This is a genomic window from Sphingobium sp. B2 (assembly GCF_007693735.1).
GTDB lineage: Bacteria > Pseudomonadota > Alphaproteobacteria > Sphingomonadales > Sphingomonadaceae > Sphingobium > Sphingobium xenophagum.
In genome coordinates this window covers 1-15,165 of record NZ_VDBZ01000009.1, presented here as the reverse complement: position 1 = coordinate 15,165, position 15,165 = coordinate 1, and the positions used below count along the sequence as shown (strand labels likewise).

11 protein-coding genes and 2 pseudogenes are annotated in these 15,165 nt (G+C 58.5%); 8 read left to right on the top strand and 5 right to left on the bottom strand.

The window, feature by feature from the left end:
- The first annotated feature begins 50 nt into the window (after nucleotides 1-50).
- The 5 genes from FE851_RS24850 (at nucleotide 51) to FE851_RS24830 (ending at nucleotide 5,155) form a co-directional block, all read left to right on the top strand.
- Nucleotides 51-524: a MarR family winged helix-turn-helix transcriptional regulator gene (locus tag FE851_RS24850; protein ID WP_176482898.1), complete on the top strand. Its 474-nt coding sequence runs from the start codon at nucleotides 51-53 to the stop codon at nucleotides 522-524.
- The gene (locus tag FE851_RS24845) at nucleotides 517-2,130 is read left to right on the top strand and encodes an ABC1 kinase family protein (RefSeq protein WP_009824041.1); all 1,614 of its coding nucleotides are present in this window, start codon (nucleotides 517-519) and stop codon (nucleotides 2,128-2,130) included. Before FE851_RS24850 ends, FE851_RS24845 begins: the two co-directional genes overlap by 8 nt.
- Before the next feature lie 70 nt (nucleotides 2,131-2,200).
- Nucleotides 2,201-3,142 (top strand): MlaD family protein, encoded by a 942-nt coding sequence (locus FE851_RS24840; RefSeq protein WP_009824042.1) that lies wholly within the window; start codon nucleotides 2,201-2,203, stop codon nucleotides 3,140-3,142.
- 215 nt (nucleotides 3,143-3,357) lie between these two features.
- The gene (locus tag FE851_RS24835) at nucleotides 3,358-4,230 is read left to right on the top strand and encodes an alpha/beta fold hydrolase (protein ID WP_021245287.1); all 873 of its coding nucleotides are present in this window, start codon (nucleotides 3,358-3,360) and stop codon (nucleotides 4,228-4,230) included.
- Nucleotides 4,231-4,390: 160 nt separating this feature from the next.
- Nucleotides 4,391-5,155, top strand: a complete 765-nt coding sequence (locus FE851_RS24830; protein ID WP_021245286.1) for a class I SAM-dependent methyltransferase — start codon at nucleotides 4,391-4,393, stop codon at nucleotides 5,153-5,155.
- A 744-nt stretch (nucleotides 5,156-5,899) separates the two neighbouring features.
- Here FE851_RS24830 and FE851_RS24820 read toward each other — a convergent pair.
- The 4 genes and pseudogenes from FE851_RS24820 to FE851_RS24805 all read right to left on the bottom strand — a co-directional run bounded on the left by FE851_RS24820 (nucleotide 5,900) and on the right by FE851_RS24805 (nucleotide 13,293).
- A complete protein-coding gene (locus tag FE851_RS24820) occupies nucleotides 5,900-7,072 on the bottom strand; it encodes a site-specific integrase (RefSeq protein ID WP_315850639.1) in 1,173 nt (390 codons plus the stop codon).
- A complete protein-coding gene (locus FE851_RS24815; RefSeq protein WP_006953933.1) occupies nucleotides 7,050-7,916 on the bottom strand; it encodes a recombinase family protein in 867 nt (288 codons plus the stop codon). The genes FE851_RS24820 and FE851_RS24815 overlap by 23 nt, the downstream gene beginning before the upstream one ends.
- Before the next feature lie 142 nt (nucleotides 7,917-8,058).
- Nucleotides 8,059-10,263, bottom strand: a pseudogene (locus FE851_RS24810) (Tn3 family transposase); the annotation flags it as partial.
- A gap of 69 nt (nucleotides 10,264-10,332) precedes the next feature.
- Nucleotides 10,333-13,293 carry a Tn3 family transposase gene (locus FE851_RS24805; protein WP_145206870.1) on the bottom strand — a complete coding sequence of 987 codons (2,961 nt, stop codon included), beginning with the start codon at nucleotides 13,291-13,293 and terminating at the stop codon, nucleotides 10,333-10,335.
- A 144-nt stretch (nucleotides 13,294-13,437) separates the two neighbouring features.
- On the opposite strand from FE851_RS24805, the gene FE851_RS24800 reads away from it, so the two are divergent.
- The 3 genes from FE851_RS24800 to FE851_RS24790 all read left to right on the top strand — a co-directional run bounded on the left by FE851_RS24800 (nucleotide 13,438) and on the right by FE851_RS24790 (nucleotide 14,755).
- Nucleotides 13,438-14,007: a recombinase family protein gene (locus FE851_RS24800; RefSeq protein WP_145206869.1), complete on the top strand. Its 570-nt coding sequence runs from the start codon at nucleotides 13,438-13,440 to the stop codon at nucleotides 14,005-14,007.
- A 77-nt stretch (nucleotides 14,008-14,084) separates the two neighbouring features.
- The gene (locus FE851_RS24795; RefSeq protein ID WP_145206868.1) at nucleotides 14,085-14,351 is read left to right on the top strand and encodes an antitoxin; all 267 of its coding nucleotides are present in this window, start codon (nucleotides 14,085-14,087) and stop codon (nucleotides 14,349-14,351) included.
- A gap of 14 nt (nucleotides 14,352-14,365) precedes the next feature.
- A complete protein-coding gene (locus FE851_RS24790; RefSeq protein WP_145206867.1) occupies nucleotides 14,366-14,755 on the top strand; it encodes a type II toxin-antitoxin system VapC family toxin in 390 nt (129 codons plus the stop codon).
- Here the strand turns inward: FE851_RS24790 and FE851_RS24785 are convergent.
- Nucleotides 14,730-15,165: pseudogene (locus tag FE851_RS24785) on the bottom strand (hypothetical protein); the annotation flags it as partial. The gene FE851_RS24790 and the pseudogene FE851_RS24785 overlap by 26 nt on opposite strands.

Sequence of the window (15,165 nt, the reverse complement as noted above, 5' to 3'; positions counted from 1 at the left end):
CCATCAAAGATTGAGCAAGGACATAACATATGGAACCTCAGGAAGTTCATTTGCGCGCGCTCGCGACGGCCTTTGGCTGGACCTGGTACAGAATGCGGCGGCTGATCGACGCGCACCTTGCGTCCCAAGGTGCATCGATGGCCCGTCTTAAGCTGCTAGTATATCTCGCCGAGCAACCCAGCCGCTCAACCGATATTGCAAGCTTCTTCGATCAGGCCCCGCGCACGGTAACCCAGGCGATTGACTGGTTGGAGCAGAATGGTCTGGTCACACGCTCGCCCGTTGAAGAGGACCGCCGTGTAAAGCTCGTGGAAATCACGGACGCAGGCAGGGCGATGCTGGAGCAGGCCCTGCCACTCTACGATGGCATTGTGGCAAAGACCTTCGGCAGCTTGACCGCGGAAGAACTGGAAGCATTGGATAGGGCGATCCTTCACCTCGACAAGGTCGTGGATCAACTCGAAACGCAAGCTGGCTTCCGCCAAGGTCGGGTCCCCACGCTCAAGGCACATAACGATGGCTGATCCTCATTTGATGGACGGGCCTGAAGCGGTCGCATTGAAGGAGCGGGAGCGGTTCGCACAAATCCTGCTTCTGTTCGGGCGACATGGCCTCAAGGGAATGGCCTCCCGGCTAGGTCTCAGACTGGGTGGTGAGGAACCATTTGATAGCGCTCGACCAGAAGCAGTCGTTGCGCTGCTGCAAGATATCGGTCCTGCGGCGGTCAAGTTCGGGCAGATTCTTGCAATGCGAAGTGATCTGTTGGAGCCCGATTGGATCGATGCGCTTTCGAAACTTCAGGACCGGGTTCCGCCGCTGCCGTTCGCCACCGTGCGACCACTTATCGAAGAGGCGATCGGCGGAACTGTGGAAAGCTATTTCGCCTCGTTTGAAGACGAAGCGATTGCGGCCGGCTCGATCGCTCAGGTCCATGCAGCAACGCTGCTCGACGGCCGGGACGTTATCGTCAAGGTCCGTCGTCCCGGGATCGAGCGGATTGTCGACGCCGACCTTCGGCTGCTGCGCCGCGTCGCCCGGATCGCAGAGCGCCGCATCCCCGAGATCGCGCGACTCAAGCCGGACGAACTGCTGCGCCACTTCGCTGAAAGTATCGATCGGGAAATGGACCTCGGCGCGGAAGCTCGCGCCAGCGATACGATCGGAGAGTATCTCAAAGCTTTCGGCGTGCGAACGGCTCGCTTCGACTGGGAGTTGTCCGGCAGGCGTGTCAACATACAGGAGCGGTTTCGAGGCCTCGCGGCAAGCGATCTGGAGGCGGCACGGCAGGGCGACCTTGATCTCACGAGCCTCGCCAGCACCTATGCGCAGGCGATCCTCCACATGATCGTCATCAATGGTCATTTCCACGCCGATCCCCACCCCGGCAACGTCTTTTTCCTGGAGGACGGAACGCTGGCGCTTATCGACTTCGGAGCGGTGGGGACGCTTCTGCCGAGACGCCGGGAGGAATTGGTACGGCTTGGCCTGGCGATCGCGGCGGCGGACACAAGCGGGGTCGTCGATATTCTGCTGCTTTGGGCGGGCGACCCTGATGTTGACCGTGTCAGGCTGGAAGAGGCCCTGGACGAACTGATCAACCGTTTCAGCAATGTTCTGCTGGAGCAAATTGACCTTACCGACATTTTCAAGATGGTCTTTGCGATACTGCGCGACTTTCATCTCGCGCTCCCGCCCGATCTGGCACTGGTGCTCCGGACGCTGCTCACAGCAGAGGGATTTGTCCGGCGCATCGATCCGACATTTGACATCACTCGAGAACTGGCTCCGCTGGCAAAGGAACTGATGCGCGAGCGAACGAGTCCTGCGCGATTGCGTGGCGAAGCGGGCAAGCTATTTGCAGCGCTTGGAAGAGCCGCCTTGTCAACGCCGAGCCTGGTGGGACAGATCGAGAGAGTTGCGCGTACCGGGTCTATCACCGTCAGTATCGCACCCAGGGATCTTGAACGATTGCGCGGCGATGAGCGCAACAGCAGAGCCACTCCCCAGCTCTACCCCGCAGCATTGGGAATATGTGCTGCAATCCTTTTCGCCTCGGAACCGATGATCGCCGGGCTGCTGGCGGTGCTTTCCATTGCCCTGGCAATTGGCGAACGAGTGAAGCGGCGATGATCACGTTCCAAATCTCGCGAAAAGTCAAAGCTTATTTGTCGCGCTGCCGGCTCCAGGATTTCTAGGTCGCATGGAAACGCGTTCGAACTGGTTGAAGGTGAGCCTTGTTGTCGGCCTGCTCATAGCCGCCGTCATTGGGTTCACCCTGTGGCTCATCCAGTCGCGTGAGGCTGACGGGGCCACGTATGAGGTGCAGTTTAAACAATCGGTCGACGGCGTTCAAATCGGATCGGGCGTCAACCTTCTTGGTGTTCCCGTCGGGAAAGTAACCCAGGTCCGGCTCCAACCTTCAAATCCGGGTACGGTGATGGTCCGGTTCGTCCTTACCAAGGACATCTTACTCCATCGCGGCGTGACAGCGTCGATCGATAAATCATTCTTCGATGGATCGGCAGAAATAAGCCTGGCGGGAAGCAACAAGCGTGAACCGGCACTTACAGTTCAAGCGGGACAGCCATTCCCGCTTGTGCCAGTGAAGACCGGCGGTCTCCTGAGCGGTGATCTCAATCCAGGCGAGATGATCGCCAAGATATCGTCAGGTGCCGAGAGCATCTCAAAGAAGCTGGACCCTGCCGGTCAGCGATCAATCGAGGAACGTCTTGGCCAACTCGCGCTGCGCTCGCGGGACTGGAAAAGCGATGCCAGTCAAATCGCGGCGGAGGTCCTGCAGGAAGACAGGATCCATTCTCTAGGGAATGTGATGGCTCGGGCGGGAGACGACGCGGAGAGGCTTCGCCTGAGGCTCGAGGCATCGCGGGGCGGTCTTCGCGACAGCCTCGGCCGGCCCTTGCATGATGCCGAAGGCAAGGCCCGGTCTCTGGGCCTATCCATTGCACACGCACGGCCCCGGATCAGGCAATTGGAAGGGGATGCGCAACAAATCGCCGAAACCGCCCGCTCCGTTCGCGAACCAGTTCGACGCGTGGGCGATGCGGCCAAGAAGATTGACCGGGAAGGCTTGGGATCTCCCAAACTACCTGACTACCGGCCCACGACTGAGGAACGGAAATAGATGATCGCGATCGACCGCTCAGGAACGGACCAACCCTCGTCTTCATGCACAGGCGCGCAATCAGCTTCTGTGAAGCACGAAGTCAGGACGATAGAACGACCCTCTCAATTCTTCGCGCGTGTGTGGATGCAACGTCCTGAAGTGGCGCAAAGGCAACGCCAAAAATGGACTAAGGGGTTTATCTTCAATCGGGCCTGCAAGACCGAGACTGGTGGATGACCGGGAAGAATCGCACAATCGATGGAGCCGCTGGTATCAGCCTGGCTGTTGAAGTGAAGGGCGAGTGCGGGGCGATGCCCGTCTTGCTTGCCCACGGGGCGGGTCAGACTCGCCGCGCCTGGAAGCGGGTAATGCAAGATCTGGTCGAGGCGGGGTTTCGCGCTATCGCTATCGACATGCGTGGGCATGGCGACAGCGACTGGTCGAGCGCAGGTGCCTATGACGTGCGCGACTTTGCGGCCGATCTCGTCGCGGTAGCATCAAGAATGGATCGCAAACCGGCTCTGGTAGGCGCCTCCCTTGGCGGCCTTGCCGGAATGATAGCCGAAGGAGACCTCGCCCCAGGCAGCTTCGCGTCGCTCACTCTTGTAGATATAGCCCCGCGTATCGATCCGGGCGGCGTGATGCGGGTGGTCAGCTTCATGCAAGAACATGTCGAGACTGGCTTTTCGTCTCCGGAAGAAGCTGCACAAGTCATTGCGCGCTACATGCCTCATCGTCGCAAGCGCAGAGCGGGTGATGGCCTGCGGCACTATCTCCGGCATAAAGAGGATGGCCGCTATTACTGGCACTGGGATCCAGCATTTATTAGCAATATGGTGGCTGCACATTGCAGCGATACCGCGCATCAGGAGCAGCAAGTCAATATATTATACAAGGCTGCCGCTAATTTGACGCTACCGCTTCATCTGATCAGGGGCGGATCTAGTGATCTTGTCTCGAAAGGCGCTGTCGAACATCTACGCGAATTGGCGCCGCATGCTGAATATACCGACATAATCGATGCCACGCATATGGTCGCAGGCGATGCAAACGACGCCTTTTCTGCCGCAATTCTCGGCTTTTTAGGGCGCCAGTCGACCTCCTAGAGGGACGAGCATGGGAGAAGAGATTTTGCTCCAGATCATCGAGGGTCGGACGACTTGCTGTGCAGAGCGCCATACATTGGTGGGTTTGCCTAAGATGACACTCGGTAACTGGCTGCTGCCTCGCTCACTGGACTGCTATCCATAACGAAGGTGACGAAAGTTGACGACCAAAAATCTGACCGGCATGCTGGCCAAAAAGATGCCGCAGGAAACAGGCACCGCGCGCACAAAGGGCGAAACCCTGTTCCAGCTATTCTTTGCGCTCATCCAATGGCCTTGGCTGTTGAAAAGCCTTTATGGGGGAAACAAAGCTGAAAAAAATGCTGTTCTTGAGCGTATAAACCTTGAACAGGACGCCTTGCCTCATCTTGGCAGCTGGAAAGCAGACACTTACCTTCTTCACAGGATTGTTGATGAGATTGAAGTCCGACAACCGAAAAATGTTGTGGAATTAGGTTCCGGAGTAACTTCGCTGGTTATCGCCAAAGCATTGTCGCTTCACGGTGGCGGGCATTTATACAGCTACGATCAGTATGAACCGTTCGTTGAGCAGATGGGCATTTGGCTCGCTGAGCACCACCTGTCGGCAAGTTTCAGCCATGCTCCGCTGAACTTTCGGGACAAGGCCTGGCCTGGATTATGGTATGTCTTGCATCACCTTCCAAAGACAATTGATCTGCTTGTCATAGATGGACCGCCTTGGTCAATACATCCCTTTACCCGAGGAATGGCGGAACGCCTTTTCGAACGTATCGCACCGGGAGGCCTTATCATGCTCGATGATGCAGCAAGACCAGGAGAAAGATACGTGGCGCGACGCTGGAGGAAAACCTGGAGAGACTTCGAGTTCAAGTTCGAAGGCAAGGGCGCCAAAGGCCTGCTAACGGGACGGAGGATCGACGGATCAGATAATCGCCAAAAGTGACGCTGCAATGCATTATCGACTTCCGTTGCTGATTCGGTTTGATCATTCCCAAGGGTTCCGGACGAGTCTTTGAAGGGCACGTCCGGAGCCTTTTGAGCACCAATGCTGCATTGGAGCGGATCATCTTGCCCATCCTCGAAGCATGGCGCAGCATGCGCAGCCAGACCGCAGAGCTCGGGAAGCAGCTCGTTTGCGGGGCACCAGAGCGACGCGTGCAAGCTGGCAGTCATAATGCATCAGATGCTGAAGACTGGCGAGCTGTTCGACAGGTCAGCAAACGCAAAGCCTTAAACCAGTGCACGAGGAAGCTAGAAGGAAAAACCATAGCCGATCACGCCGGTATCCGGCGCCCGGTCGTCTCGTCGGGACGTTGGTCAGGCCATTCCGTCCAACAACGTTCCAGTTGCAATTACTGTCGGCAAAATGCGCGCACCACACTGGAAGGCCTCTCTTGCGAAACCCATCATGCGGCGGAACATGTCGACCGCGCAGACAACCATGCTCCTGGCAGCGCCCACCTTAAAGGCGCCAGGGTACCGAGCCTGTCGATCTTTATGACTGCAGCTGCCTGTCATCCCGCCACGGCAGCCCAGTGATGTTGCGAAAAGGTGCTTGCTCAGCGGTTCGCGATTAGACAACACCTTGGGCACAATCTAAGAAAGCCGTTGCACCGCCCCGTGCTGGCACCAAAGAAGGCCTCGAAATACAAAGGGGCTAGGGAGCAGCTGTCGATACCGGGCGCGGTCATTTCAACCTGTCCATCAGGCGGCCGACGGCGCCCGCTTCGGCGGCCAAATTACGGTTGTAGCTCAGTGGCATTCGTGGCGACTTCCACCGCAAAGCATCCATGATACCCGCGAGATCCTCGCCACTCGCGAACAAATCCTGGTTCAGCCCGATCCGTGTCGAGTGCGCGCTGATCCCTTTTAGCAATCTGGCCAAATCCTCGGCTGTCAGATCGGGCAGCGCGCCGAGGTCGAACGCCCGCTTGATGATCGACCGGAAAATCGGCCCGATCGAGCCCGGGTGGAGCGCCAGGCTGCCGATGTCATATTCGACGCGCGCCTTCACGGCAGGCTTCGAGAGTGTCTTGCGCAGGTCCCAAGCCTCACGACCTGAAATGCTGTCGATCGCCCGACCGCGCACGGCGGCGCGCGCCTTGTAGCGCCGCACCTGCACCCGCCGGAACAGCGGCCCGGCCGATAGCTCGGCAGCCTCGGTCCAGGCCATGATCGCCGCGACGGTGCGGGGGCTAAGATAGGCGGTCGCCCCCTCCCCGTCCTGATCGCCCTTACTGCGCAGGATCTGCAGCAGGCGTGACTCGGGGTCGATCGCCTCCTCGATATGCTCGACGGCCACCGCCACGAGTTCGGAGGCTCGCAGGCCGGTATCATAGGCCGCCGACAGCAATGCACGATCGCGAAGGCCCGGCAGATCGTCTCCGCAGCTCTCTAGCAGCGCGCGGATGTTGAGCCCACGCGCCTTGTCACGCTCGACGTCGCGCACCGGGCCCTTGAACCGCAGCGGCCGCGCCTGCTTCTGCGCCGTCCCCTTCTCACGGCGCACGGCCTGCAGCCGCAACTTGACCAGCGGCGCCGGCGTCGGATCCTGGCGGTCGAGCAGTTGATGAATCTTGGCGATCGACGCCTTGTACCGGGATAGCGACGCTGGACGGCTCCCCTTCCCCGCCCGCGCATCCAGATAATCGGCCACGGTCTCAGCCGTCGCCGGCAGCGCGATCCGGTTGGTGCGCCGACACCAGCTGTCGAATGCTTCGATGTCGGACTTGAGCGCGCGGATGCTGTGAGGCGACGAAGCGGCCTGATAGGCCCAGTCGGCCCGAAGCTGCGATTTTGGCCAGGTTGAAGAACGAACACTGAACGCTTGATTGATTCTACCAGGACCGTTGCTGACCACCGACCTCGTAGATATCGGCTTCCATGGAGCAATTGTAGCTCTCTGCGATGTTGAACATCTCGGAGAGGAGGCTTTGGATTTCCTCATCAAGGGAAATGCCATCCGGATCGGGGTCATAGGCGACGGTCAGTTTGTAATCACAATTGCCGTTTTTTACCATGGCGTAGTCGCGTTCCAGCATCGCCTCAATCCGCTCCCGAGCGGGTTTTCTACCTCTTCCACGCTTGTTGAAGTTCTCGATAATCAGATGCAGGGCGATGCTGGCAGTGGGCGGCTTTTCCGGCAGTTTGGTCTGTGACGGAATAATGTCGAGCGCCCGATAGACGGTCATTCGTGAGACCTTCAGGTCGCGGGCAACGCGGGCCTTGCTGGCGCCGGCGGCAAGGCGACGGCGGATTTCATCGTCATCGACGTTCTTCTTCCGGCCTTTGTAAACGCCTTCGGCGCGCGCCGCTTCGATCCCGGCGCGCTGACGATCCTTGATGAACTTCAGCTCCATATCGGCGACCATGCCGAGTATGGTGATGACCATTCGCCCCATGTCGCCCGCCGTCGTCACCTCTGGCTCAAGGATGCGCAGCGAAGCTCCCTTTTCATCAAGCTCATGCACCAGGTTCAGGACATCGCGCGTGGAGCGGCCGAGCCGGTCGAGCCGCAGCACGACCAGCTCGTCGCCGGTGTGCATAAACTGCATGATCGTTTCCAGTTCCGTGCGCCCGCTCCGCGAGGCCCCCGATCCGGTCTCGGAACGGATAATTTCGCAACCTGCATTCTTGAGGCGGCCAATCTGGATATCCAGATCCTGGTCCGTGGTGCTGACGCGGGCATATCCGATACGAGCCAAGTGCAAAATCCGTCACATTAGGGTGGCTCTTGCAGTGTATCGTCACATTGAGCGCAAACCCACCCTTTTGTGACAGACGAATGGTGTCACTCGGCCCTATCACTCTGGGGTGTACCCAAATGTTATAGGCCGATCAGCCGCCTCACGCTGCAAGCCGTCCAAAATCAATCCGGTCGTTCAGGTCGAGGTCGAAGCGGCCATAAGGGTTCACATGACTGTAGATCAACGGCGTGAGACCACGATAATCTTCCGGCGTCATCCGCCCCGCCCACTTCGGCTCAACCAGTACGGTCTGAAGCATGCGGGTGTTCACATACACCAGCGACGCTTGCAGGAGGTGTAGCGCCAGAACGGAGATTTCCTGCTCATGGATGCGGTTGGTGGCGATCTCGCCGCCCTTGCCGAAGAACACGAAACCATTAGCGCCGTTCCAGTTCTCAACCACATTCAGCCCTTCGTGGATCTCGCGGCGGAATGCCTCCTGACGCAAATACCGGCATAGGAAGATTGTTTTGACCGCGCGGCCGAGTTCACTCAGCGCCTTGTAGGTCGGGTGCATCACTTCGGCTCTGGCAAACCGGAGCAGGATCGCTTCCGGATCGGCGGTGCGCGATTGCATGGCAGCGGCATATTTGACCATTTCGTCATATTGTTGCTCGATCTCGTCCCAGTCGATCGGGCTGGAGAGGATCGGCAGTAAATTGGAAAGCCGCGTGCGCATGCCGGCTTGGGGAAGGGCCAGTTTCTGGCGTGCCACTGCTTTCAGCCGCGGGGCAAGCTCAAATCCAAGGAGTCGGCAGAACGCAAAGCCGACTGCGCTCTGGCCGTGGCTATCGACGTACTGGCGCTGGATTTCCATGTCGGTGCAATGGCGTAGCACGCCTTCGATCATGGAGGCGACCTCCGAGGAAGAGCACCGCTTGAGCTGGGAATAAACGCAGGTCGCGCGCTTCTCCACATGCCAGTAGATCATGACGCCACGGCCGCCATAGCGGGCGTGCCATTCCGTCATCAGGTTGCGGTCCCACGCGCCGAACTTCGTTGAATCGGACGCGCATGCCGTGCCCGCATCTCCCCATACTGCGGCATTGCGGATTGCCAGTGTCGCGTTTGCTACCCGCGCGCACGCCTCCCTCAGCGCTGGCGCGTGGATGAAACGGCGATGGACATGCAGCAATTCCTCGTAACTGACATCGGGTGTTGCGCCAGCGACCCGCTTGAGCCCGGCGTTCGTGCCCAAGCCATAGAGACACAGCAAAAGACGCTGAGCCAAGGCTGCTTTCGACAGGGTAACCCGCGAGGCCGACGTTTCGAAAGCATCCATCAATCCCGTGTCCAGAGCAGCCTCTTTCAACACGTCCAGCAGTCCGGTCATCGGCCAGCGCTGACCGATCTCGCTTTTGATCGAAGCGAGACCCTTCGGTTCGGGCAAGGGCTTGAACGGTGTAATCGATATCCGGTTGTCGCCGCGCCACAGGAGCCGGACCTTGTCGTTTTGTGGAATATTGGCATTGAGGAGCAACAGTTCCCGTTCAAGCTCCTCCCGGATCGAGGCGCAAAACGCCTGCGCATCTGGCGTCAGGCTGAGGCCGGAATAGTACGCATCTCGCCTGATCTCGAAGTCCTTGGGAAGATCGTCATCGGGATTGCGATAGCGATCCGCCCCGACCACCCAGATTTCTTTGGAGCGGATGCGGTCGCGCAGTTGCGTCAGGACGCAAAGCTCATAGCTGATCCGGTTTACCCGCCCATCGTCATCAATGACGGAACTGCGCCATCGCGCTGGAATCACCTCATCGATCGGAACATCCTGCAATGGCACGAAGCGGCATCCGCCATCCACCTTGCTCCTGATCCAGTCGAGGGCCGCCAGGACCGGCCGCCACACCGCGTTGTTCGACCGGAACTCAAGTACGGAAAGCAGGCTTGGCAGCATGCGCCGGTAATGATTGGCCCAGGAACCACGCATCACCTTGTAGATGCGCCGGTCCAGAGCGCCCTTCGCATGGCTCTCCTTGACGATCGCCGCCAGCTTGGCCTTACCGGCGATCGGGAAAATGACATCGCAGATGCGCCCCGATGGTTCATTGATCGAGGCGCTGGCGATCTCGACCAGCAGGCGCTCCTTTCCATAGACCCGCTCGATGTCTTTCGCGATATCGCCCACCACCTTGCGTTTCGAGCGCGTTCCGATCTTGTGAACGGTTTCGATCAGCAGGTCGATCATCGCGTCAGTGAGTTGCGCCTCCCGCGACATTAGATAAATCGCATAAAGGCCGAGCTGTCGCGCCGGCGCATGCCGGCGCATCTCCGAGGCCTTTTCACCGGCAACGCGGCGAACAATCTGAGGCTACCGCAACCATTGCTCCGTAAACAACGCTAAGGAAGAACGTTAGAGGAACGCGCTTCCTGTTGCTCAAGCCGCCCACCGATTTTCAACGCGGTTGAGCGGCCTACGGCCCTTCACAGCCGTGGTGGCAGCTCGATCCCAGAGGAAATCGCCCGAAAACGCGATATGATTCCATTCCACGGGTGAAGTGTGGGCCAGGAGTTCGTCCGGGATAATTTCACCCTGGCTGCGCAGATGCCCGACGGCATCCGCAAAATAGGTCGAGTTCCAGTAGACAATAGCCGCGATCACCAGATTAAGTCCGGAAGCCCGGAACTGCTGGGCTTCATGCGACCGCTCTGCAATGCGCCCTTGCTTGAACGTGCAGATCGCCTGGGTCAGTTGATGGCGTTGCTCGCTCTTGTTAAGGCCAGCCTGACACCGCTGCCGCAATGCCGGGCTTTCGAGCCAATCCAGCATGAACAGTGACCGCTCAACCCGGCCAATTTCCTGAAGTGCCAGATCGAGCTGGTTTTGCCGTTCATAGGCGGCGAGTTTGCGCAGCATCACCGAGGGCTGAACCGTTCCGGCTTTGAGCGATGCAACAAGCCGAACCACGTCATCCCAGTGTGCGCGGATCACATCGAGTTTCACACGGCGGCCCATCAAGGGCTTGATGGCTGCATAACGGGTGATCGGCTCGAACGAAGCAAAGCGCCTATCGGGAAAATCGCGCAATCGTGGGCAAAATCGGAAACCCAGCATGTTGCACAACCCGAACACATGGTCGCTGGCACCGCCTGTATCGGTATAGTGCGTGTCGATTGGCAAGCTCGAACCGTGATGGAGCAAACCATCAAGAACATAGGGTGCTTCGTGCGTGGCCGCAGAGATGACTTTGACATTATAAGGGCCGTGCTGATCGGAGACATGGGTGTAGAACGAAAAGCCGGGATCAACGCCGTAGCGCGCGTTGAAATCACCCGCCGCACCGCCGCGTTTGCCTGACCGGAAAAACTGTCCATCGGACGATGATGTCGTCCCTTGACCCCAAACACTGGCAATTGGCAGGGCGTGGTGAGAATTGATAATCTTGGCGAGTGCGCCTTTGTATGTGTCCTCGCGCATGTATGCCGATTGCGTCCACAGCAATTGATCGGGCGTTACGCCCTGGCTGGCTTCCGCCATGCGCGCGAGGCCGAGGTTGGAACCATCGGCGAGGATGGTTGCGAGCAAAGCGCTTTCGCTGCTGTGTGTATCGCGCGTGCGCAGGTTGGTGAACGCCGATAGAAACCCGGTCTCATTCGCGACTTCATGCAAAAGCTCGGTGATCCGGACACGCGGCATCAACGCATCGATTTTTGCCGCGAGAATATCGACATCGGCGCGTTCGCCACCACGAACCGGCGTGATTGACAATTTGCCGTTTTCAAACCGGACCCCTTCGAGCTTGCCTTTGGCCAAACGGGACGCGAATCCCTTCAACCGCCAATCCAGTTCTGCTGCACGGGTTTTGATCCATTCGTCGGCACTCCCTGGAAGGCCCAACGTGGCTGCAACAGGGGCAACCTTGTTCTGCGGGAGCAGATAGCTATCGAAACGGCGGTAGTTGCTCGATCCTTCGATCCAGATATCGCCAGATCGCCATTTATTGCGGACATGCGCCATCGCGGCAGTCTCGAACAAGCGGCGATCAATCTTACCGCTCGCGGTGATCAGCGAGCGCCATTCTTTCTTGAACGGCATCGGAGTATTTTCGGGGATGTCGCGCCGCCCAGTCCGTGCGTTTTCACGAAGCACCTCGATCAAATTCAGTGTCGGTGACGAACCCGGTCCCGCCTTGAATTGGATTGCTTCGAGAAGTGCGGGCGCAAATTTGCGCAGTGTTACCCAACGATCCGAAGCCCGCACCAGCGGGTCCTCTTCGGCAAGGTCGCCAATTGCCTTCACCTCCGCCTTCGCAGCAAGCAGTTTGTGCCAGCCCACCGCTTCATCAACCGCGTCGAAGGCGTCAATCTGCCCGTCTTGCGCCAAGGCCAAGGCATCGATTGTCCGCGAGAACATTCGCATCAGTCGTCCAACATCGCGCGTTGTCGCAGCATAGACCCGCTTCTTGGTATTGCCGCCCCGTGTAAAGCTGCCCGCGATCATTCGATCCGCCATGTCGAGCGCCGCGTCGATCAGGCGGGCTTCCAGGTCGATCATCAGCGCGATCAGGATCGCACGCCGTCGCGGCTGCGTATAGCGACCCAGAAGATGAGCAGGTGTAACCCGGCCCTCGCGCGCGAGCTGGCGGAACCGCTCAGTATGAATATTGTCGGCAGCGGCGCTCGCAATGCCGATGCCGCGCACAAAGTTCAGCCGGTCAATTAGGCCTCGAACATTGTCAGCCTTTGGCGCTGTTGTCATTTCGCGCACCCATGCCAACGGCGTGATGCCCGTTTTCGGATCGACGATCAGCAAGTCGTCGAGCTTGGTGAGCTGCTCGGCGGAAGCATCCAACAGCAATGCCGCATAGGATTGTTTTCGCGCGCGGGCGCGGCCAGCGATTCCGGTTCGTTCGATTCGACCCGGTGTGGGCAAAAGGATGCCGCCATCGCGCAAAGCAGCGACGATGCCACCCGCTATGTCAAATCCATTTTCAGTGCTCCAGGCAGCTCGGGCACCTGCCTCGATCATCAACCCGAGGTCAGACTCAGCCGGGTGGCGAAGCCCAAGCACGTTCATCAATTCCAGCGCGTGGTCGGTCGCCGTCTGGATGCGCTTGGCATAGTCATTGAACTTGTCGTCGGGCACTCCCAGCTGGTCAGCCATGAAGGCGATAAGCTGCTTGGGCACTTCGCCAAAAGTAGCCAGCGAAAAACCGGGATGATTGAATAGAGCCATTTGGACAGCAAAGCCCAATCTGTTCGCTGCCCCGCGCCGTGCATAAACCAGGGCACCGTCTGATGGCGACAGCGTATAGTGCTTCACCAAGCTTTCGCGATCCACAGGGACCCCGAACAGCAGGTGGCGCTCGTCCTCGTTCAACAGGTCCCGTCGCGCCATGACTTTTCTCCGATTCGTCCATAAAAGGGGTATAATGATAGTAGACAAAACCGAGTTGGGGGACGTATTTTATGGACTGGTTCTGGGCATCATCCTGGTTCCGCGCTATCCCGTCCACAGAACGGACGTTTGGAGGACACCCATTTGAACGATATATTGGGATATGCGCGCGTCAGCACTGGTGATCAGGATGTCGCCGGGCAAACCATGCGGCTTGAAAAGGCTGGCGCCATTCGTGTGTTCACAGATGTCATATCAGGCAAAAGCATGGATCGGCCTGGCTTAGCTGATCTGCTCGGCTTCGCCCGCAAAGGTGACACATTGGCTGTCGTAAGGCTCGACAGACTTGGGCGTTCTCTCAACGAACTGCTAACTTCTGTTGAAACGCTCAAAATGCGCGGCATCGCCTTGCTCAGCCTGGAAGAGAAGATCGATACCTCGTCGGCTGCCGGCGAGCTCATCTTCCATGTGTTTGGTGCTATCGCTCATTTTGAAAGACGCCTGATCTCGGAGCGCACCAAAGACGGGATCGCAGCGGCAAGAGCCAAGGGCAAAAATCCCGGGCGGCAACCGCTCGACCAAGGTAAGGTCGAAGCCGCGATCAAGCTTGTGGAATCCTGTGTCTCTCCCGCCGAAGCGGCCAAACAGCTCGGACTTGGCCGATCTACGGTCTATCGAGAAATGCGGCGTTTGGGGGTCCAACGCCCTGCGTGAATTGCACATCGGCAAACACCCTTATTGACTTGGGGGCGCAATTGGCATATACATAACCATATACAAAGGAGGTTCTGATGGCCCAAGCATTGCCCGTGTCCGCCGCAAGGGAAGCAAAACTGTTCCGCAACAATCGCAGCCAGGCAGTCCGCATCCCTGTGGAGTTTGAACTGCCCGGAGAAAAGGTGCTCATTCACCGCGAGGGTCACCGGCTGATTATCGAGCCTGCGCCGCAGAAGAAGCTGCTCGACATCCTTCGCGGCCTTGAACCACTTGGCGTCGATGACTGGTTCCCGGATGACATTGACGCCGGACTGCTCCCGGCAACAGAAGTCAATTTGTGAGCACAACCCGTTATATGCTCGACACCAACATCGTGTCGGACCTGGTGCGCAACCCTCAAGGCAGGGTTTTCGAGAAGATTTCTGAACTCGGCAGCGATGCCCTGAGCATCAGCATCATCACCGCCGCCGAATTGCGCTACGGTTGTGCCAAGCGTGGATCGGAGAAATTGCAACGCCAGGTGGAAGCCATCATGGAGGGGTTTGAGGTCTTGCCCTTGGACGTGCCTGCGGACACAGAATATGGTGCGATCCGGTCTGCTCTGGAAACAGGCGGTAAACCTATCGGCCCCAATGACCTCCTGATCGCCGCCCATGCGTTGGCATTGGGTGCCGTTCTGGTCACCGCAAATATTGACGAATTCAGCCGCGTCGCCGGCCTCAAGATCGAAAACTGGCTCTCTTGATCGCGAGCCAATGGCCAGCTCCCGCTTGAGAATTCCAAAATCTGCTTTTGTTCTTGCTTAGCGTTGCATACGGAACAGTGGTTGCGGTGGCCTCAATCTGATCGACCCATGGCTTGCCCGTAGCCGTCAGGAGATCATGGGGAAGATCAAGTCTCTGGATAAAGGCGAGTTTCTCGGTCACGTCGAGAATGTTGTCGAGCGTTGCCTGTCCGGCGTCACCCTTCATCCTGTTGAATCCGGTCGAGCTGTCCGGATCGGCAAGCGAGGCTTCCAATAACGCCACCGCATCTGACGAAAGCCGATCACTGGTTCCGATCAGCCAGGTGTCCAGATAATCTTGCCGTTGTGAGCGAACGACACGTTCAAGCTCCTTGCGCGACGGCCCATAAATACGCCGGTCCCGGCACCAC